Here is an 18913-nt window from a genome sequence, read left to right on the forward strand (position 1 = left end):
CATAAATATCGATTTTACATAGTGGATCAGAACCCCTAGCATCGGTGGGAAAGGAGTATGCATGCACAGTTTTCTTGATCCGGCCATCCTGTTCTTTGTCTTCGGAGTCCTCGCGGGAACGGCCCGCTCCAACCTGGAAATCCCCCCGGCCATCTCCAAGTTCCTATCGCTGTACCTGCTCATGGCGCTGGGTCTCAAGGGCGGGTTCGCCCTGGCCAAGAGCGGGTTGACGCCCGAGGTGCTCAAGAGCCTGGGCTTGGCGGTGATGCTGGCCATCGTCATTCCGCTCATCTCGTACCAGATCCTGCGCCGGCGCATTGCCGCCTATGACGCGGCTGCCATTGCCGCCACCTATGGTTCGGTCAGTGCGGTCACGTTCATCACTGCCACCCAGGCGCTGGAGCGCCAGGGCATCGCCTTCGGTGGCCACATGGCTGCTGCCATGGCCCTGATGGAGTCACCGGCCATCATCATTGCCGTGCTGTTTGCCAATCATCTGCGCAGCCAGCAGGGCCAGACGCAAGGGCAGGGCGGGCTGGGCAAGGTGCTGCACGAAAGCTTCACCGACGGCGCACAGCTGCTGCTGCTTGGTGCCATGGTCATCGGTGTGCTAACCGGTGATAGCGGCAAGGCCGCCATGCAACCGTTCTCGGGTGATCTGTTCAAGGGCATGCTGGCCTTCTTCCTGCTCGACATGGGTCTGATGACCGCCCGCAACCTGCCCCAGCTGCGCGGCCAGTCGCCCTGGATGCTGGCTTACGCGGTGCTGGCACCACTGTGCCACGCTACGCTGGCCTGGGTGCTGAGCCGCTTGGTGGGCATACCGCCGGGCGAAACGGCGCTGCTGATGGTGCTGGCGGCCAGTGCCTCCTACATTGCGGTGCCCGCCGTGCTGCGGTTCGCCATCCCCGAAGCCAAGCCTTCGCTGTATTTCGCCATGTCGCTGGGTATCACGTTCCCGCTCAACATCCTGCTGGGCATCCCGCTCTACACCCACGTGGCTACCAGCGCATGGTGAACGCCGCCTTGCCTTTCCAAGGTTTGCGGGTGGGCTTTGTCACCCAGCACGGCAAGGAGTCGCTCGTCGCGCCCCATTTGGAGCCACTGCTGGGTTGTGTGGTGGAGCGCGTGGACGGGATCGACACCGACCGTTTCGGTACCTTTACCCGCGACATCCCACGCAGCGGCACGCAGCTGGAGGCCGCCCGGCGCAAGGCACAGGCCGCCTTTGAGACTGGCGACTGGCCGCTGGCTCTGGCCAGTGAAGGTGCATTCGGCGTCGACCCCTATGCCGGGCTCATGCCCTGGAATGTCGAGGTCTTGGTGTTGCTGGACCGGCGCACTGGGCGCGAAGTGGCTGCACATGCCCAAGGGCCGGCGCTGGCTGCCCATTCTCGGGTGGGCAGCGAGGACGCGTTGCGTGCATTTGCCCAGGAGGCCGGGTTTCCCCACCACCACCTGGTAGTGCGGCAAGGCGATGAAAACGGCCCGGTAGTGGCCAAGGGTCTCCACACCGACGAGGCACTGCTCGATGCATTCTGGCGTGCCCGGCAAGGCGGGCAGGGGGTGTTTGTCGAGCATGATTTGCGTGCCTTCTGCAACCCGACGCGGCAAGCGGTCATCGCCAACGCCGCAAAACAGCTGGCACAGAAACTGGCCTCCGCGTGTCCGCAGTGCGCGGCACCAGGGTTTTGGCCGGTGCGCCACAGCGGGGGGCTACCCTGCGAGGCTTGCGGCACGCCCACGCACCTGCCGCGCCTGAAGGTGTGGGGCTGCAGCGCGTGCGGCCACGAGGAGCAGCGACCTCACGGCGAGCGGCCAAGTGCCCCGGCTGCCAGTTGCCCTGCGTGCAACCCCTAGTAGCGCGGGGTGGCCTGCATCGCGTCTGCCACTGGGGTACCATGAACTTTTTGCCCACTGCCCAAAAAGGTGCTGCACCATGGACAAGTCGCCTACCGGTTCCGAAACCCCCGTGGCCCTGCAGGCCGAGTCGGTAGCTCCCTTCGCGCGCCGCAGCCTCTACCCCGAGCCCTTTGCTTCGCGCATGGCTGGTCGCACCAAGCGCCGCCTCGGCGATGCCTTCGGGCTGCAGAACTTCGGCGTCAACCACACCGTGCTGGCCCCGGGTGCCTCGTCGGCACTGCGCCACAGCCATGCCTGCCAGGACGAGTTCATCTACATCCTGAGTGGAACGCCCACCTTGCATACCGATGCCGGTGCGACCCTGCTGCAGCCGGGCATGTGCGCGGGGTTTCGCGCCGGTAGCGGCGACGCCCACCGCCTGGTCAACGACAGCGACACCGAGGTGGTGTACCTGGAAGTCGGTGACCGCAGCCCCGGCGATGTGGTGCGCTACCCGGACGATGACCTGGAAGCCCGATTTGTCGCCGGCGCATGGGTGTTCGCGCACAAGGACGGCACGCCCTACTGAATGCGCTGATCGCGGTCAGAACGGGCTGGTGGTGCCCTGTTGCTGGCGCTGGCAGCCGGGAAGGTCATTGCGCCAGGTCTTGAGGTCGGGCGCGCACTTGCGGATCACGTCCTTGCCTTCGATGGTGCAGGTAACGCGCAAGGCGAAAGGCAGGTCGCTGCAGGCGAAGGTGCGAGGGTTTTCCGTAGGAGCAGGCGCTTCGTGCTTGCCCTTGTCGACGGATTTGCCACTGTCAGACGGTGGCGTTGCCTTGGGTTTGGCGGGTGTTGCTGCCAACGGCGGCGGCACAGGCTGGCTGGTACGCGCGGACTCCGACACCGGTTTCGAGGCCCGCCCCCAGGTCGTGTACACCAATGCCACGAGCAGGGCGAGGACCACCAGAGCCAGCGGCCAGCGCCATGCCGGACCCTTGGGCGCAGCGGGGGATGCCGCTGCGGGCGTTGCGTCCACACCGGGCCGCTCATGCAGGCGCACGGTGTCGCCGTCGCGGCCGCCCTCGTGTACCCGCGGTTTGCGCATGTCGGCAGGAGGGCTCTGCTCGCCCAGGAACACCGGGCGAAAGGCTGCCACACTCTGCGGGCGGTCGCGCTCGTCGACTTCCATGGCCCAGTCGATGGTGCGCAGGAAAGCCTCGGAGTAACGTCCAGCGGCGACATCGGCTGCGGCTGGCAGGCAGTCGTCCTTGATGCGCGACGGGGCCTCCACGGGCTTGTGGCCGGTCACCAGCCAGTACAGCACGCCACCCAGGGCATACAGGTCACTCCAGGGGCCTTGCTGGCCGCGGGCGTGGTATTGCTCGAACGGTGCGAAGCCCGGCGAGACCATGCTCGTCACACCTTCCGAGGCCTTGCTGGTGGCCTGTCGAGCCGCGCCGAAGTCCAGCAGCACCAGGCTGGTATCGCTGTCGCGCACGTAAATGTTGCTGGGCTTGATATCGCGGTGCACCATGCCCACGCCGTGCACTTTTTCCAATCCGTCGAGCAGACCGGCAAACATGCGGCGCAACTGCGTTTCGTCCGCTGCGCCATGGGTCTTGACCCATTGCCGCAGGGATTGCCCCTGCTCGTAGTCCATCACCATGTAGGCCGTGCCACTGGCCTCGAAAAACCGGTTCACGCGCACGATGTGCGGATGCCGAAAGCTCGCCAGCACCCGCGCTTCGGACAGGAAGCGCGCCAAACCATCGCGGTAGTCTGCCGCGTGTTCAGCGCTGCGGGGCACGACTGCAAACGCAGCAGCACGGGTAGCCCATTCGCCTGGCAGGTATTCCTTGATGGCGACTCGGCATTGCAGGTGCTGGTCGTATGCCAGGTAGGTGATGCCAAAGCCCCCGGTGCCGAGTACCGATTCAATGCTGTACTCCAGCAGTGCGTAGGCGGGCGGAAGGGCAATGGGATGGCCGGCAGCGTTGTCACCAGCCAAGTCGAAATCCAGCGTCACGTCCACGCCGACAGGCCCCGCGGGTTGTGCGTTTGGCGGTGTATCAACCGACGCTCGCTGGGGGTGTTCTGTGGTCATGGTTCCAACCCATTTTGTAAGGAATGCATTCTATGGTGGGGCCATCAGGCACTGGCCTCGTCGCGGGCGTGGGGGATTGACTCAGCGCCACCGCAGGAACAGGGCGTCGAGTTCCTTCAAATTCAGTTGTCGCCAGGTGGGGCGGCCCTGGTTGCACTGGTCGGAGCGCTCTATCACTTATTTCGCCCCGGCCTGCAACAGTAGTTTCACCACGGGTTCATTGCCATAGCGCTTCGACCACCCTACAAGTGAGTTTCCGTTGACGATGGCATCCGGGGCGGCCCCATTTTTGATGAGCAATTCGGCCATGCTGACACCAACGGCGTCTCGCCTTGCAATGGCGTAGTACAGCGCGTTGAATTTTGACTCGCCGCCAATACTGTTGGGATCGCTGCCGATTTCGAGCAGCAGCTTTACCACCTCGACAGTTCCACCCTTTACGGCATAGAGCAAGGGAGCATCCCCACGCGAGGGCTTCAGCGAGGCACCTTTTTTGATGAGGTACCTTGCCGTGGCGAGGTCTTTTGCCAATGCAAGTGGCGTATTGGCAAGTTCGCGATCGCGCCCGGTGGTAGTTGCAGCGTTGATGTCCGCGCCGTGCTCCAGAAGCAGCTCCATGAGCGCTTCATCACCACGTGCCGCCGCTACATGCAATGGAGTGCGTCCATAGGAGTCCCCCAGGTTGGTGTCGGCCCCTGCTTTAAGCAGCAAGGCGATGCGGGCGTTGGCTTCTGCCCGTTCATCCTTCATCAGACCTTGCTGAGTGCCGTTTGAGATAAGGCGCATCAACAGCGTTTGTCGGTCGAGTCCCTGAAGCGCGTTGACGTTGGCACCTCTGTCCAGCAAGGCCTGTATGGTCTTGACGTCTCGGGCCCAGCCAAGGGGGGTACTGCCCAGTTCGTCGGTTGCCTCGCGGTTCGCTCCACGGTCAATCAGTGTGCCGATCAATTCCAGATGCCCCCTAGAGGAAGCCAAATGCAGGTAGCTGCTTTCATAGGGGTACTTGCGGTTGAGATCGATTTTTTGGTCGCGAAGGATCTTCAATGCATCTTCCGTTTTTCCCTCTTCAAGCGCTTGGCGTAGCGGATTGGCCGGGCAGATCGGGCAAATGGGGTTCAACGGTGGAGCCTTCGGGTCCGCCGTCAGTTGTTGGGCGTAGGCCAGCGTGTCTTCGCGCTGGTAGGCGCGCTTTTTCAACCACGTGGGGCGGTTCTTCGAGATTTCATCCTGTTCATCTTCCCACTGCTGGTACGCCAAGTCATCCCATTTGACGGCTTGCCGCAGTGACTCTGCCCACAGTGGCGATCGACCACGGGCATAGTCCACGATAGGTTGTGTCGCCGCCATTAGAAATCCATAGGCGACGCCAGAGCTGCCGGAATAGCCCTCCCGGTAGACGCCGGCAGCCAACCAGCGAGCAGCCTCTTCCGCGCGTCCATCCTTCCACAAATGGTAGGCGGCATACAGCAAGTAACGCGAGGGCATGGTCGCAGAATTGGCTACTACTTCCTCTGCGGCTTCAAGTCCAACAGCCGGATCTTGACTGCCGATTCGCTTCTCCAATGGTTCCTTGGCTTTCCAGCCTGAGATTCCCTCTGGACAGGGAAAGCTCGATGACTCAACACGCGGTGCATTGATCTGGCTGGCGACATCCATCAATCGCGATGATCTCGAACGCGTATCGATTGACTCTTTGCGATCTCCAAACCGCAGGCTGATAGAAGATTCACCGAAGGCAATTGCGATGTTCTTAGTCGAACGCGTGGTTGGAAAGTCGAATTCCACGGCCTCGGTAACGCGGTCGGACCTAAGGGAAACCGGTGCGAGCTTACGTTCGGCTGTGGGCTGGATGGGCTTACCTTCCGGTAGTGCGAAGAACGCGATGCGCTTAGAACGTAGACGCAGCTCCTTTTCGGGGTCGTGAGCAAACGCCAGTGTGATGCCGCTGAGCATCGCCCCCTTGAATAAGGGTGAAGCAGTAACACCTACACCCCAATCCAAATCCATGTGACAGCTGACCGGTGGCCATGCTCTCTCGATGCCCATGTCTTGCTGCGCGAACGTGGAGGTCGAGAAAAACGCGAAACCAAGGGCGGCGGTGTACTTCCCCATTTTTGCTGTGAATGACATTTCTTCTCTCTGCATCGCTGGTGCTTTGAAACCTTTCAGCGGCCCCGCAGAAACAGGGCGTCGAGTTCCTTCATGCTGAGCTGCCGCCAGGTGGGGCGGCCGTGGTTGCACTGGTCGGAGCGCTCGGTTTCTTCCATCTGGCGCAGCAGGGCGTTCATCTCTTCGATGGTGAGGCGCCGGTTCGCGCGCACGGCGCCGTGGCAGGCCATGGTGGCGAGCAATTCGTTGTGGGCGCGCTGCACCACGGTGCTGGCGTCGTGCGCCGCGAGTTCGGCCAGCACGCTGCGCGCCAGCTCGACCGCATTGCCCTGGGCCAAGGTGGTGGGCACGGCGCGTACGGCCAGGGTCTTGGCCGAGAAAGGCGAGATTTCCAGGCCGAGTTGTAGCAGCGCGTCCTGCTGGGCTTCGGCGGTGGCCACTTCTTCAGGGGTGGCGGCAAAGGTGGCGGGCACCAGCAGGGGCTGGCTGGGCAAGGTGCGCTGGCTGCCGTCGGTGCCGAGCTGCTGCTTGAGCCGCTCGTAGACGATGCGTTCGTGCGCGGCATGCATGTCCACCAGCACCAGGCCCTGGGCGTTTTCGGCCAGGATGTAGACGCCGTGGAGCTGGGCGATTGCGCGGCCCAGGGGCCAGATGGGCTCGGGTTCGTCATGGCCTGTGGTGCGGCTGGGCGAGACAGGAATTTGCTCCGTGTCCCCCGCCCGCGTTGCGGGCTCTTCCTTTACCTGCGCAAATCCCTGCCCCGCCCAGCCGCTGGTGGCGTCGGTTGCACTGGGGTTGGGGCGCCATAGCGCACCTACATCCTCCACCCGGTGCTGCACCATGCTGGGTTGGTAGTCGTTGTCAGTTGCTACGAAATTCATAGCTGTCTGCGCACGGTATTCGGGGGCTAGGGGCCGATTTGGCTCTGGAAATGCAGCAGGGTCTAAGTTGGATGGCGCTGCGGCCACCTGGAGCGCAGCCGTACCCGCCAGCGCCGAGCGCGGCGCCGCCAGCGCGTTTTCCACCGCGTGGCGCACGGCCTGGTGCACCTCGCGGCTGTCGCGGAAGCGCACCTCGATCTTGGTGGGGTGCACGTTCACGTCCACGCGCGTCGGGTCCATCTCCACATACAGGGCGTAGACCGGCTGCTTGTGGCCGTGCAGCACGTCTTCATAGGCGCTGCGGGCGGCGTGGGTCAGCACCTTGTCGCGCACAAAGCGGCCGTTGACGTAGCAGAACTGCTGGTCGGCACGCGAGCGGGCGGCGTCGGGAATGCCGGCACGGCCCCACACGCGCACCGGAATGCCGTTGGCGCCGCTGGTCTGGAAGTCCACTTCCACCGACTGCTCCAGGAATTCCACACCCAGCACGTCGCGCAGGCGCTGGGCCAGGGCCGTCATGGGGTCGGGGGCGGTGGTGCGGCGCCACTGTTCAACCAGCTTTCCTTCGCTCCAGATGGCAAAGCCCACATCCGCTCTAGCCAGGGCGTGGCGGCGCACGGCCTCCACGCAGTGGGCCAGTTCGGTGGCGTCGGTCTTCAGGAACTTGCGCCGCGCCGGGGTGCTGAAGAACAGCTCCTTCACCTCCACCGTGGTACCGGTGGCGCGCGCCACGGGGCGCAGCTCGCCCGTGCGGCCGTCCAGCAAATAGGCATCATTCAGGCCGCTGGCCCGCGAAAGTATTGCGCAATCAGCTATGGAGTTGATAGCGGCCAGGGCCTCGCCGCGAAAACCCATGGTGGCCACCGACTCCAGTTCGGAAAGGTTGGCGATCTTGCTGGTGGCGTGGCGCTTGAACGCGATGGGCAGTTCGTCGCGCAATATGCCGGCACCGTCGTCTTCCACGCTGATGAGGCGCACGCCGCCGGCCAGCAGCCGCACGGTGATCTGGGTGGCTCCGGCGTCCAGCGCGTTGTCCACCAGCTCGCGTACCACCGAGGCGGGGCGCTCCACCACTTCGCCGGCGGCGATCTGGCTGATGAGCTCGTCGGGCAGTTCGCGGATGGGGCGGCGAGGGGGCTGGGTAGCGGAGTGGAGGGTGGGTGCGTTCACCCGCAGGATTTTAGGGCGATGCCCTGCTGGGATAATCCTCCGCCATGGAACTTATTGCATTTCTGATCGACTTCATCCTGCACGTGGACAAGCATCTGGAGGTGTTTGTGCAGACCTACGGAGCGTGGGTCTACGCCTTGCTGTTTCTCATCATCTTTGTCGAAACCGGGCTGGTGGTCATGCCGTTCCTGCCAGGTGACTCGCTGCTGTTCGTGGTCGGTGCCTTGGCCGGTGCGGGATTCATGAGCTTTCCGCTGGTGGTGGCTTTGCTGTTTGTGGCTGCGGTGCTGGGCGATCAGCTCAATTATTCGATTGGCCGTTACTTCGGCCCCAAGGTGTTCCAGTGGGAGAACTCGCGCTTCTTCAACCGTGCGGCATTCGACGCTGCCCACGATTTCTATGAGCGCTATGGGGGCTTCACCATCATCGCTGCCCGCTTCATGCCCTTCCTGCGCACCTTTGCCCCGTTCGTGGGCGGGGTGGCCGCCATGAACCGCGCCAAGTTCACGCTCTACAACGTGGTGGGTGCGGCCTTGTGGGTATGCGGCATCGTCACCATCGGTTACCTGTTCGGCAACATCCCGCTGGTGAAGGACCACATGGAGAAGGTGATCTGGGCCATGATCCTCATACCGGGCCTGATCGTGCTGTTCGGTGCCTGGAAGGCGCGGCGCAAGGCAGCAACGGCCTGAGGCAAGGTTCGGTCGAGCTAGCCGACCTTCAGGAACAAGTCCTGGTCAGGGGCAAAGTTGGCGTGCAAGGGCAGCAGCGCGCCGCCCAGTGCGCGGGCATCGGGCCCGGTGGTGCCTGCCACGATGGAGGTGGGCCACAGGCCTTCCCAGTTGTAGTGCGCCAGGGCTGCAGTGGTCTGGGCGATGACCCTGTCGAGCACGGTGCGCGAAAACGAGCCGTCGATGACCACGGCATCCACGTCGAGGAATGCGGTGCCACTCACAATACTGTGCGCCAGAGCATTCGCGGCCTTCGCGATCCAGGCCAGCGTCTCCACCCGGTACGGATCACTCAGCGCCCGCTCGTCGTAGGCGGCACTGGGATCCAGCCGCAGGGCCTGGTAGCGTTGCTCCAGCTCCCACAGCGAGGCTCGGGTGACCAACTGCTCGGCAGTGTGCACGGCGCCGCCCAGGCCCATGGGCAGGGACGCCACGGCGCCCGCATTGCCGTGCTTGCCTGTGTGCAGGTGCGAATTGATGACCAACCCGCCGCCGACAAAGGTGTCGACAAACAGGTACAAAAAGCTCTTGATGTCGCGCCCGCGTCCGCCCACCAGCTCGGCCACGCAGGCCGCCGCGGTGTCTTTGGCAAAGATCACCGGCACATCGGTCATGCGCTGTACCTCGGCGCGCAGGTCGATGGTGTTCCACTGTTGCGAGGCGCTTTCCGACAGCCCCAGCATGCGGTGCCAGCCACCAAGCTGGAACGGTGCCGCCACGCCGATGCCCACCACACGTTCGGCCAAGGGCCCCAGTGGCGCGGTGAGCGTGGCAATGTTGCTTTGAATGGCGGGCAGCAGCTGTTCCAAGTCGGGAAACGCATAGTCCATGCTGCGGCGCTCGCGCACGGCGCCGGTGAAGTCCACCAGCAGCCAGTCGGCGCTGCGCCGACCGATCTTCAGGCCCAGCGAGAACGCGCCATCGGGGTTCAGTGCCAGGGGCACCGAAGGCTGGCCAATGCGTCCTCGCACGCGTTCCTGGCGCAGCAGCAATCCGTCTTCCTCCAGCCGGGTCGTGATCAGCCCGATGGTCTGGGCGGTCAGGCCAGTGAGCCGGGCGACCTCCGCCTTGGGCAGGGCACCGTTGAGGCGGATGGCCTGCAGCACCACCCGCTCGTTGAAAGCCCGCATGCCCACGTGGTTGGAGCCCCGCGGACGCAGCGGGGCCGGGGCTGCGGGCGAGGTCTCAAGCGTGGGCTGTGCAGGCGTCATGGGCGCAGATTGTCCGCTATGACACCCTTGCGCAGGATGAAGTTGCCAAAGGGTTGTGTTTCCCCCGTGAGGACCACGGCGAATGCCTCACGTGCCCGGTCGTAGAACGCAAACCGCTCCAGCCCTTCGGCGCTTTGCCCACCCTGCAGCAGCGGGTTCACCTGGGCCAGCACCTCGCGCTGCAGGCCCGACTGGTAGTCGTCGGGCTTGTCGCTGACCTGCATGTAGGCCACGGGGTGCTGCACGTCGGCGGCCAGCGGCAGCAGGTCGGTGATGGCTTTCACCACATCGGCCATGCTGCTGCCCGGCAGGCGCAGCACCGGCTTGCCGGCGGCAATGCGCACGGCGGTGAAATTGGCATCGGCCAGCACCAGGGCGTCGTCGTGGCCCATTTCCATCAGCGTTTTCAGCAGCTCGGGCGTGAGCAGGGGGGAAATGCCTTTAAGCATGGGCTTCCTCCGGCAGTTCGTCCACCGTCTTGGCACCGGTCATCACGGCCACGGTGTCGCTCATGCTGATGGCCTTGGGGTTGACCACGGCGGCACGCTTGCCCAGGCGCTGGATGTGGATGCGGTCGGCGATCTCGAACACGTGGGGCATGTTGTGGCTGATGAGGATCACCGGCAGGCCCTTGTCGCGTACGCGCCGGATCAGTTCCAGCACCATGTTGCCTTCCTTCACGCCGAGCGCGGCGGTGGGCTCGTCGAGGATGACCACGTGCTGGGCGAAAGCCGCAGCGCGGGCCACGGCCACGCACTGGCGCTGGCCGCCCGAGAGCGTTTCCACCGCCTGCGTCATGGAGCGGATGCCCACTTTCAGGTCGGCCATGCGCTGCACGGCGATGTCGAGCATCTTCTTCTTGTCCAGCATGCGCAGCGCGCTGCCCAGGAAGCCTTCGCGGCGCATTTCGCGGCCGAGAAACAGGTTCTCCGCAATCGTCATCGCCGGGGCGACTGCCAGGTCCTGGTAGCAGCACTCGATGCCGGCGCGGCGCGCTTCGATGGGAGAGTTGAAACGGATCTTTTGGCCATCCAGCAAGAGTTCGCCTTCGTCGGGGATGGTGGCACCGGACAGCGCCTTGATCAGGCTGGACTTGCCGGCTCCGTTGTCACCGATCACCGCCAGGATTTCGCCGGCGCGCAGTTCGAAGTCGGTGCCATCCAGGGCCGTGACCTGGCCGTAGCGCTTGACCAGGCCCTTGGCCTGCAATACGAGTTTGGGAGACGCATTCATGATCAACGTCCTCCTTTGCGGGAAAGTTGGTCCACGGTCACCGCGATGATGACGAGGATGCCGGTGATCAGCACTTGGTACACCGAGGACACGCCCATGAGCGTGAGCCCGTTGCGCAATACACCCACGACGATGGCGCCGACCAGCGTGCCCAGCACCATGCCACGGCCGCCAAACAGGCTGGTGCCGCCCAGCACCACGGCGGTGATGGCATCCAGGTTCTCGGTCTGGCCCGCATTGGGGTCACCCACCTCGGTACGCGCTACCAGCAGCAGCGAGGCAATGCCGTAGAAGATGCCGGCCAGCACATACACGCCCAGCAGCACGCGGTCGGTCGGGATGCCCACCAAGCGCGTCGCCTCGGGGTTGTTGCCCACGGCATAGACATGGCGGCCCGACGCAGTTTCGCGCAGCCAGAACCAGGCCGCCAGGTACAGCAGCACCATCAGCACGGTGCCGAAGGACACTGGCGTGCCGGCGATGCTGAAGGTGTCGCCCAGGGCGATCATGAAGGGGGGCAGGTTGGAGACCGTCTGCGCGTTGGAATACAGTTGGGTAATGGCGAAGGCGATGTTCATGGTGCCCAGGGTCACGATGAACGGCGGCAGCTTGATGCGCGTGACCAGCAGGCCGTTGATGAGCCCGAAGGCGGCGGTCACACCGATGCCGCAGAGGATGGCCAGCGGGGCGGGCATGCCCAGTTCGACCGCGAACTTGGTCATCACGATGCTGCCCAGCGCCATGACCATGCCGCAGGACAGGTCGATACCCGCGGTGAGGATAACCAGCGTCTGGCCGATGGCGATCACGCCCACCACCATGACCTGCTGGAGGATCAGCGCGAAGTTCGCGCCGGTGAAAAAGTTGTCGGTGGTCAGGCCGAAGACCGCACAGGCAATGGCCAGGGCAATGAAAGGCCCCAGCTGGCTGATCGGCGGCAGCCTGTCCTTGAAAGTACTCACTGCACAGCTCCAGAAAAAGAAAAAAGAAAAGCGGGCGCCCTCGGCCGCCCAGGGATTGTGCTCCCCGGTTCAGAGGGGCGCCCGCGGCGCCTGGGAAGTCAACCGGAAAAGGGCTTACTTCTTGTCGCCCCAGCACAGGTCGGTACCGACCTTCACGTCCTTGCTGTCGACACCGGCCACGGCCTTCGCTGCGATCAGGGTCACACCGGTGTCGACATAGCCCGAAGCTTTCTTGCCACCCTTGGCATAGTCCACACCGGCGGCCACGCCCATGGCGGCCATCTTCAGGGGGTACTGCTGCGAGGTGGCAGCGATCACGCCCTTGCCCACGTCGGCCACGCCGGCGCAGCCACCGTCGACGGACACGATGATCACGTCCTTGTCCTTGCCAGCCTTCTTCAGCGCGTTGTAGGCACCGGCGGCCGCGGGTTCGTTGATGGTGTAGACCACGTTGATGGCCGGGTCCTTCTGCAGGCAGTTTTCCATCGCGGTCTGGCCCTTGGCCTGGTTGCCGTCGGTGTCGGCGGCGCAGACGGTTTCTGCAGTGGAGGAGAGTTCGTTGGACTTGGCGTCATTGGCCTTCAGACCGAAACCGGTCATGAAACCGTTGTGGCGCTGGGCACCGACGGGGTGGCCGGGGAACAGGTCCAGCATGGCGATCTTGGCCGGCTTGTTGCCCAGTGCAGCCTTGGCGTACTGGCCGATCAGGATGCCGGCCTTGTAGTTGTCGGTGGCGAACAGGGCGTCGGCGCCGTCGAAAGGGCTGTCCAGGGCAATCACCTGAACGCCCTTGGCCTGGGCCTTCTTCACGGCGGGGATGATGGCATCGCCCGAGGAGGTGATCAGGATGGTCTTGGCACCGGCGGTGACCATGTTTTCGATGGCGGTGATCTGTGCCGCGGTGTCGCCGTCCTTCTTGCCGGCGGCGGTCATCAGCTTGGCGCCGAGCTTCTTGGCTTCGGCCTGGGCACCTTCTTTCATCTTCACGAAGAAGGGGTTGGTCTCGGTCTTGGTGATCAGGCCGATGACGGGCTCGTTGGCGGCAAAGGCGGTGGTGGTAGCCAGGGCAATGGCGCTCAGGGCCAGGGTGCTTGCGAGTTTCATGGGGTCTCCTGTGGGTGGTGTAAGGGGGGAACCGGCCCCGGGTTTCTCCCGGGGATTTAACGCTTTACCTTGTAGCGTGGCTGAACTATAGTGGCGGCATTTTACTAAATCAAGTTGTTTTAGTTATCGAAAACCCTAATAGTCGAACCATGCAAGACCTGAAGTACTGTCGAGTCGCCACCGCGGGCGAAGCCCTCATTGATATGGTGCTCCGCGAAGATGGCTGTTACCAGCCCTGCCTGGGTGGCGCGGTGTACAACCTGACACGCGCGCTGGCGTTGCAGGGGGTTGAGACCCTCTACCTCAACCCCTTGTCGCGCGACCGCCTGGGGCGCCTACTGGCTGCCGGGCTGGAGGCAGCCGCGGTGCGGCTGGCGCAGCCCGAGCCGGTCGCCGAGCCGACCGCATTGGCCATGGTGGCGGTGGATGCGGCAGGGCAGCCAGACTATGCGTTCTACCGGGAGGGGGTAGCGGACCGTGCCGTGACCGCGCAGCAGATGACGCAGGACTGTGCGCGGCATGCACCGGAGATTGTCTGCACTGGAGCGCTGGCGCTGGACCCGCGCGACGCCCGGGCATACCTGCCTTGGCTGGTAGCCCAGCGCCTTGCCGGTCGCATGGTGGTGGTGGACGTCAACATGCGACCGTCGGTGATGGGCGATCCGGATGCCTATCGAAGCCATGTCCTGGCAACCATCCAGCACGCGCACGTCATCAAGGCCAGTGATGAAGACCTGCAACACTTGGGCATTGCCGGGGCAGACCCGATCGACCAGGCGCGATCGCTCCTGACCATGACGGGGGCCAACTGGTTGGCGCTGACCCGCGGTGCCGATGGGGCCTCCCTCATCACGCGCCATGGCGACAGCTACCACCACAGGGAGTCCCGCCCCTTGCAGGTGGTCGACACGGTGGGGGCAGGCGACTGCTTTCTCGCTGGCCTGATCGTGCGCTGGCTCGAACTGGCCCTGCCGCAGGACTGGGGGCGTGCTGCGACCGATGCGGCGCACGCCCACGCCTTGCTGGCGCATGCGGTGGCCAGCGCCAGCATCAATGTGCAGCGGCAAGGCTGCCAGCCGCCCGGCATCGACGAGGTAAGGGACTGGCTGGCCCCACCACACGCCGGACGGCCTTGATGCGGGCGGCGCCAGCGGTTAGCATCTGCCCCACAACAAGAAACAGTGTTCAAGCAGGGGAGGTGAACGATGGCGATCAGTCTGGAATGGGAACCGCACGGTGCGGTGCGAATCTACAACGGTACGATCCATATCGATGGCATCGTCGATGCCATTGCCCAGTTGCAGAATGACCCACGGTTCGACCGACTGCGCTACCTGATCGAGGATTTCAGCGCGGTGGACAGCCTTGCAATCAGCGAATCCGAAGTCGACCTGATCGTGGCCCATGCGATCGGTGCGGCCTATTCCAACCCCCATATCCGGGTAGCTGCCGTGGCCACGTCGGAGCAGACGCGCCAACTGGTGCGCCAGTTCGCCAAGGACTCTCCATACATCGTGCGCCTGTTCGGCGACACCGAGGCGGCGCGCCAATGGATCAGTGGGGGCGAAACCTCGCCAGTGCCACTGGAAATCCAACTGCAGGCCTCGGTCGAATTTGAAGAAGGCCGCCCGGTTCGCTGAATCTGCGCGCCCTCAGACCGAGCGGTTGCGTGCCAGCGGCGGGTTCTTGCTGAAGTACGCGGTGATGCCGCGCATCAGCGCATCGGCCAGGGCTTCCTGGTAGGCCTCGCTGTTGAGCTTGGTCTCTTCCGTCGGGTTGCTGATGAAGGCCGCCTCCACCAGCACGCTGGGAATGTCGGGTGCCTTGAGCACGGCAAACCCGGCCTGTTCCACCTTGGCCTTGTGCAGCTTGCCGACGCGGCCGATCTCCCCGAGCAACTGCTTGCCCAGCTTGAGGCTGTCGTTGATCTGGGCCGTGGTGCTCATGTCGAGCAGGGCGCGTTGCACGGTGGCGTCCTTGGCCTTCACGTTCAGGCCGCCGATGAGGTCGGCCTTGTTTTCCTTGGCCGCCATCCAGCGCGCGGCGCTGCTGGACGCACCGCCCTGGCTCAGCGCGAACACGCTGGCGCCCTGGGGTTCGGGGGTAAAGAAGGCGTCGGCGTGCAGGCTGATGAACAGGTCGGCCTGCACGCGGCGGGCCTTCTGCACCCGCACGTGCAGCGGCACGAAGTAGTCGGCATCGCGCGTCAGGTAGGCGCGCATGGGGTTGCCCCCCACGGTGGTGGCGTTGATGCGTTCGCGCAGGCGGTGGGCCAGCTGCAGCACCACCTCCTTTTCACGGGTGCCGGCCGGGCCAATGGCCCCCGGGTCCTCCCCGCCGTGGCCGGGGTCGAGCGCAATGATGATCAGGCGGTCGGTGCCGCTGTCGCTGCCGCCCCCGTCCTTTTTGGGTTCATTTTGGGCTGTAGCCCTTGCAGGATCTGCGTTGGCAGCTCCTGGAACAATAGCGCCGGGGGCTGGCTTGGGCTGTGTGGTCTGGGCGATGAATTCGCCTAGGGGATCGTTGGCTGGGGCCTTGGGTGGGGGCGGCGCGGTCTGCTTGCGCTCGCGCAGCTGGTCGGCGATCAGGGCCTCCAGCGGATCCACCTCGGCTTCGGGGTAGAGGTCGAACACCAGCCGGTGCTGGTAGGCCGCCACCGGGGCCAGCGTGAACACCTGCGGGCGCGCCGGGTGCTTGAGGTCGATGACCAAGCGCACCACCGTGGGCTGGAACTGCCCCACACGGATGCCGGCAATGTTGGGGTCGTCGGGCTTGACCTTGGCCACCAGTTCCTTGAGTGCCGGGTTCAGCACCAGACCTTCGATGTCCACCGCCAGGCGTGGCGGGTTGGGCACGAAGGTCTGCTTGGCGACCAGCGCCGTGTCTGACTCGATGGTGACGCGCGAATACTCCGGTGCCGGCCAGACGCGCACATTGACGATGCCGGCGCCCCAGGCCAGCTGGCGCGCGCCCAGCGCCAGCACGATGCTGCCACTTTGCAGGAGGGTGCGTCGGCGCAGCATGTTCAATCGCGTCCTTCCGCTGTCGCTGCTGTGGCAGCCTGCAGCGCCAGAAGCAGTGCGTGGCCGGTGGCATTGTGGGCGGTGAGTGTGACCAGGCGCTGTTCCTGCGCATCGGTCTGCAGCCGGATGTCGAGGTCGGGGGTGGGCAGCATGCTTGCGGCCTTTTCCGGCCATTCCGCCAGCTTCAGTCCGTGGCTGGCAAAGATGTCGCGAAAGCCTGCATCCTCCCACTCGCGCGGGTCGGCAAAGCGGTAGAAGTCGAAGTGCCAGGCATTGAACCCAGGCAGTTCATAGGGTTCGACCACGGCGTAGGTCGGGCTCTTGATGCGGCCCTGCACCCCCAATGCGCGCAACAGGTGGCGCACCAGGGTGGTCTTGCCAGCGCCCAGGTCCCCATGCAAGGCGATGAAGCAGTCGCGCAGTGCCGCTTGCGCGGCCAAGGCACCTGCCGCCACCTCGGTGGCGAGTTCGTCGCGCCATACCAGGCTGGCGACGGCGGGCAGGGTGCTGCTTTCTACAATAGGACGGTGACGCTCCATAGCTCTCCATTTGACGGCCACGAACTTCTTGCGCGCATACGCGCCTGGGCTCGTGAGCTCGGATTCTCCCAAATCGGCGTGGCCGGTGTCGATCTTTCTTCCAGCGAGCCCGGATTGCTGGCGTGGCTGGCGCAAGGTTTTCATGGCGACATGCAGTACATGGCGGCCCATGGCCTCAAGCGCGCCCGTCCCGCCGAGCTGGTGCCGGGCACGGTGTGCGTGCTCACGGCGCGCATGGATTATCTGCCGCGCGACACCCCTCCCGATTGGGCCGCCACCGAAGGGGCGCGGCTGCAGCAGCCCGCGCAGGGCGTGGTGTCGGTGTATGCCCGGGGGCGCGACTACCACAAGGTGTTGCGCAGCCGCCTGCAGAAGCTGGCCGAGCGCATTGCGGCCGAGGTGGGGCCGCTGGGCCACCGGGTGTTCACCGATTCGGCGCCCGTGCTGGAAGCGGAACTCGCGGCCCGCAGCGGACAAGGCTGGCGCGGCAAGCACACCCTGCTGCTCAGCCGTGAAGGCGGCTCCATGTTCTTCCTGGGCGAGATCTACCTCGACATTGCATTGCCGCCCTCGGAGCCCACCAGCAGCCACTGCGGGCAATGCACCGCCTGCATCGCCGCTTGCCCCACCGGGGCCATCGTGGCTCCGGGCAAGCTCGACGCGCGCCGCTGCATTTCCTACCTGACCATCGAGCATGCGGGGCCTATCCCGGAAGTCCTGCGACCTCTGCTGGGCAACCGTATCTACGGCTGTGACGATTGCCAGCTGGTGTGTCCTTGGAACAAGTACGCCCAGATCAGTACATTGCCTGATTTCGATGCCCGCGCCGACCTGGCGCCACAAGCCCTGTTGCAGTTCTGGGCCTGGGACGAGGCCGCGTTTCTGGCCCGCACCGAGGGCAGCCCGATCCGGCGCATCGGTCACGCCCGCTGGCTGCGCAACGTGGCGGTGGCCCTGGGCAATGCCCTGCGTTCGCCGCAGGTGGATGGGGTGCAGAAAGCGGCCATGGTGCAGGCCCTGCGCGCTCGGGAGCATGTGGACGACCCCGTGGTGCAGGAGCACGTGCGTTGGGCGTTGGCGCAGGCGGGTGAAACGACATGATCCGTGCCGACAACCAGCAGTGGGTCGATCAGTTCATTGATGCCTTGTGGCTCGAAGATGGCTTGGCACGCAACACCTTGGACGCCTACCGGCGCGACCTGAACCTTTTTGCGCAATGGCTGGGGGAGCGTTCATTGGCGCAGGTGCAGGAAACCGACCTGCACGCCTACTTTGCCCATCGCCACGCGACCACCAAGGCGACGACGGCCAACCGGCGCCTCACGGTGTTCAAGCGCTTTTTCCTGTGGGCACTGCGCGAAAAGCTGGCGGCCACCGACCCTACGCTGAAGATGCGGGCGGCCAAGCAGCCTTTGCGTGTACCCAAGACGCTCACTGAAGCCCAAGTCGAAGCCCTGCTCAATGCGCCGGACACCAGCACGGCCCTGGGGGTGCGCGACCGCACCATGCTGGAGCTGATGTACGCCAGCGGCCTGCGCGTGAGCGAGCTGGTGGGGTTGCGGGTGTTCCAGTTGGGCTTGAGCGACCATGTGCTCAAGGTCACCGGCAAGGGCAGCAAGGAGCGATTGGTGCCCTATGGCCAGATCGCAGGGCAGTGGCTCGCACGCTACCTGGCCGAGGCGCGCAAGGAGCTGCTGGCCGGGCAGCAGAGTGATGACCTGTTCGTGACGTCGCGCGGGCAGCATGCGGGCAGCGCCATGTCGCGGGTGATGTTCTGGATGATCGTGAAGCGCTACGCGTTGCAGGCGGGCATCCGCGCACCCCTGTCGCCGCACACGCTGCGCCACGCCTTTGCAACCCACCTGCTGAACCACGGCGCCGACCTGCGCGCGGTGCAGATGCTGCTGGGCCACGCCGACATTTCCACCACCACCATCTACACCCATGTGGCCCGCGAACGGCTGGCACAGCTGCATGCGCAGCACCACCCGCGCGGCTGAT

General features: G+C 64.7%; 18 protein-coding genes. 8 read left to right on the forward strand and 10 right to left on the reverse strand.

The genetic code is table 11. The features are described from left to right. Positions 1-61 precede the first annotated feature (61 nt). The 3 genes from RQP54_RS08955 to RQP54_RS08965 all read left to right on the forward strand — a co-directional run bounded on the left by RQP54_RS08955 (position 62) and on the right by RQP54_RS08965 (position 2431). Entirely contained in the window at positions 62-1018 is a 957-nt protein-coding gene (locus tag RQP54_RS08955; RefSeq protein ID WP_315677903.1) for a sodium-dependent bicarbonate transport family permease, read from the forward strand. Continuing rightward, entirely contained in the window at positions 1012-1860 is an 849-nt protein-coding gene (locus RQP54_RS08960; protein ID WP_315677904.1) for a DUF6671 family protein, read from the forward strand. Before RQP54_RS08955 ends, RQP54_RS08960 begins: the two co-directional genes overlap by 7 nt. A 79-nt stretch (positions 1861-1939) precedes the next feature. After that, complete coding sequence (locus RQP54_RS08965; protein ID WP_315677905.1) at positions 1940-2431, forward strand: cupin domain-containing protein; 492 nt, start codon at positions 1940-1942, stop codon at positions 2429-2431. A gap of 15 nt (positions 2432-2446) precedes the next feature. On the opposite strand, the gene RQP54_RS08970 is transcribed toward RQP54_RS08965, so the two are convergent. From RQP54_RS08970 to mutL, 3 genes are all read right to left on the reverse strand, one after another. After that, a complete protein-coding gene (locus RQP54_RS08970) occupies positions 2447-3949 on the reverse strand; it encodes a serine/threonine-protein kinase (protein WP_315677906.1) in 1503 nt (500 codons plus the stop codon). A gap of 177 nt (positions 3950-4126) precedes the next feature. After that, positions 4127-6079: an ankyrin repeat domain-containing protein gene (locus tag RQP54_RS08975; RefSeq protein ID WP_315677907.1), complete on the reverse strand. Its 1953-nt coding sequence runs from the start codon at positions 6077-6079 to the stop codon at positions 4127-4129. Positions 6080-6114: 35 nt separating this feature from the next. Continuing rightward, positions 6115-8109: a DNA mismatch repair endonuclease MutL gene (mutL, locus tag RQP54_RS08980; protein ID WP_315677908.1), complete on the reverse strand. Its 1995-nt coding sequence runs from the start codon at positions 8107-8109 to the stop codon at positions 6115-6117. A gap of 44 nt (positions 8110-8153) precedes the next feature. Here mutL and RQP54_RS08985 point away from each other — a divergent pair, with 44 nt between their 5' ends. Then, complete coding sequence (locus RQP54_RS08985) at positions 8154-8801, forward strand: DedA family protein (RefSeq protein WP_315677909.1); 648 nt, start codon at positions 8154-8156, stop codon at positions 8799-8801. 17 nt (positions 8802-8818) lie between these two features. Here RQP54_RS08985 and RQP54_RS08990 read toward each other — a convergent pair whose 3' ends face one another. The 5 genes from RQP54_RS08990 to RQP54_RS09010 all read right to left on the reverse strand — a co-directional run bounded on the left by RQP54_RS08990 (position 8819) and on the right by RQP54_RS09010 (position 13350). After that, positions 8819-10051, reverse strand: coding sequence for an ROK family transcriptional regulator (locus RQP54_RS08990; protein ID WP_315677910.1), 1233 nt, complete (start codon positions 10049-10051; stop codon positions 8819-8821). Next, on the reverse strand, positions 10048-10500 hold the full coding sequence (locus RQP54_RS08995) for an RbsD/FucU family protein (RefSeq protein ID WP_315677911.1): 453 nt from the start codon (positions 10498-10500) through the stop codon (positions 10048-10050). Before RQP54_RS08995 ends, RQP54_RS08990 begins: the two co-directional genes overlap by 4 nt. Then, the gene (locus RQP54_RS09000) at positions 10493-11284 is read right to left on the reverse strand and encodes an ATP-binding cassette domain-containing protein (protein WP_315677912.1); all 792 of its coding nucleotides are present in this window, start codon (positions 11282-11284) and stop codon (positions 10493-10495) included. The genes RQP54_RS08995 and RQP54_RS09000 overlap by 8 nt, the downstream gene beginning before the upstream one ends. 2 nt (positions 11285-11286) lie before the next feature. After that, the gene (locus tag RQP54_RS09005) at positions 11287-12246 is read right to left on the reverse strand and encodes an ABC transporter permease (RefSeq protein ID WP_315677913.1); all 960 of its coding nucleotides are present in this window, start codon (positions 12244-12246) and stop codon (positions 11287-11289) included. A 114-nt stretch (positions 12247-12360) separates the two neighbouring features. Beyond that, positions 12361-13350 (reverse strand): sugar ABC transporter substrate-binding protein, encoded by a 990-nt coding sequence (locus RQP54_RS09010; RefSeq protein WP_315677914.1) that lies wholly within the window; start codon positions 13348-13350, stop codon positions 12361-12363. Between the two features lie 149 nt (positions 13351-13499). On the opposite strand from RQP54_RS09010, the gene RQP54_RS09015 reads away from it, so the two are divergent. Together RQP54_RS09015 and RQP54_RS09020 are read left to right on the forward strand one after the other, a co-directional pair. Beyond that, positions 13500-14486, forward strand: a complete 987-nt coding sequence (locus tag RQP54_RS09015; RefSeq protein ID WP_315677915.1) for a PfkB family carbohydrate kinase — start codon at positions 13500-13502, stop codon at positions 14484-14486. A gap of 69 nt (positions 14487-14555) precedes the next feature. Continuing rightward, positions 14556-14990, forward strand: coding sequence for a hypothetical protein (locus RQP54_RS09020; RefSeq protein WP_315677916.1), 435 nt, complete (start codon positions 14556-14558; stop codon positions 14988-14990). Positions 14991-15002: 12 nt separating this feature from the next. Here the strand turns inward: RQP54_RS09020 and RQP54_RS09025 are convergent, their stop codons facing one another. Both RQP54_RS09025 and tsaE read right to left on the reverse strand, forming a co-directional pair. Next, positions 15003-16373, reverse strand: coding sequence for an N-acetylmuramoyl-L-alanine amidase (locus RQP54_RS09025; protein WP_315677917.1), 1371 nt, complete (start codon positions 16371-16373; stop codon positions 15003-15005). Between the two features lie 2 nt (positions 16374-16375). After that, on the reverse strand, positions 16376-16912 hold the full coding sequence (tsaE, locus tag RQP54_RS09030; RefSeq protein WP_315677918.1) for a tRNA (adenosine(37)-N6)-threonylcarbamoyltransferase complex ATPase subunit type 1 TsaE: 537 nt from the start codon (positions 16910-16912) through the stop codon (positions 16376-16378). Positions 16913-16948: 36 nt separating this feature from the next. Here tsaE and queG point away from each other — a divergent pair, with 36 nt between their 5' ends. Beyond that, positions 16949-18013: a tRNA epoxyqueuosine(34) reductase QueG gene (gene queG / locus RQP54_RS09035; RefSeq protein WP_315678805.1), complete on the forward strand. Its 1065-nt coding sequence runs from the start codon at positions 16949-16951 to the stop codon at positions 18011-18013. Further along, on the forward strand, positions 18010-18912 hold the full coding sequence (gene xerD / locus RQP54_RS09040) for a site-specific tyrosine recombinase XerD (RefSeq protein WP_315677919.1): 903 nt from the start codon (positions 18010-18012) through the stop codon (positions 18910-18912). Before queG ends, xerD begins: the two co-directional genes overlap by 4 nt. Position 18913 lies beyond the last annotated feature (1 nt).

This window comes from Curvibacter sp. APW13, from assembly GCF_032337135.1.
Lineage (GTDB): Bacteria > Pseudomonadota > Gammaproteobacteria > Burkholderiales > Burkholderiaceae_C > Allorhodoferax.

What these genes read in the sequence shown, in the direction of transcription:
- RQP54_RS08955 (WP_315677903.1), top strand. Translation starts at nt 62, where the DNA reads ATGCACAGTTTTCTTGATCCGGCCATCCTGTTCTTTGTCTTCGGAGTC.
- RQP54_RS08960 (WP_315677904.1), top strand. Translation starts at nt 1,012, where the DNA reads ATGGTGAACGCCGCCTTGCCTTTCCAAGGTTTGCGGGTGGGCTTTGTC.
- RQP54_RS08965 (WP_315677905.1), top strand. Translation starts at nt 1,940, where the DNA reads ATGGACAAGTCGCCTACCGGTTCCGAAACCCCCGTGGCCCTGCAGGCC.
- RQP54_RS08970 (WP_315677906.1), bottom strand. Translation starts at nt 3,949, where the DNA reads ATGACCACAGAACACCCCCAGCGAGCGTCGGTTGATACACCGCCAAAC.
- RQP54_RS08975 (WP_315677907.1), bottom strand. Translation starts at nt 6,079, where the DNA reads ATGTCATTCACAGCAAAAATGGGGAAGTACACCGCCGCCCTTGGTTTC.
- RQP54_RS08985 (WP_315677909.1), top strand. Translation starts at nt 8,154, where the DNA reads ATGGAACTTATTGCATTTCTGATCGACTTCATCCTGCACGTGGACAAG.
- RQP54_RS08990 (WP_315677910.1), bottom strand. Translation starts at nt 10,051, where the DNA reads ATGACGCCTGCACAGCCCACGCTTGAGACCTCGCCCGCAGCCCCGGCC.
- RQP54_RS08995 (WP_315677911.1), bottom strand. Translation starts at nt 10,500, where the DNA reads ATGCTTAAAGGCATTTCCCCCCTGCTCACGCCCGAGCTGCTGAAAACG.
- RQP54_RS09000 (WP_315677912.1), bottom strand. Translation starts at nt 11,284, where the DNA reads ATGAATGCGTCTCCCAAACTCGTATTGCAGGCCAAGGGCCTGGTCAAG.
- RQP54_RS09010 (WP_315677914.1), bottom strand. Translation starts at nt 13,350, where the DNA reads ATGAAACTCGCAAGCACCCTGGCCCTGAGCGCCATTGCCCTGGCTACC.
- RQP54_RS09015 (WP_315677915.1), top strand. Translation starts at nt 13,500, where the DNA reads ATGCAAGACCTGAAGTACTGTCGAGTCGCCACCGCGGGCGAAGCCCTC.
- RQP54_RS09020 (WP_315677916.1), top strand. Translation starts at nt 14,556, where the DNA reads ATGGCGATCAGTCTGGAATGGGAACCGCACGGTGCGGTGCGAATCTAC.
- RQP54_RS09025 (WP_315677917.1), bottom strand. Translation starts at nt 16,373, where the DNA reads ATGCTGCGCCGACGCACCCTCCTGCAAAGTGGCAGCATCGTGCTGGCG.
- tsaE (WP_315677918.1), bottom strand. Translation starts at nt 16,912, where the DNA reads ATGGAGCGTCACCGTCCTATTGTAGAAAGCAGCACCCTGCCCGCCGTC.
- xerD (WP_315677919.1), top strand. Translation starts at nt 18,010, where the DNA reads ATGATCCGTGCCGACAACCAGCAGTGGGTCGATCAGTTCATTGATGCC.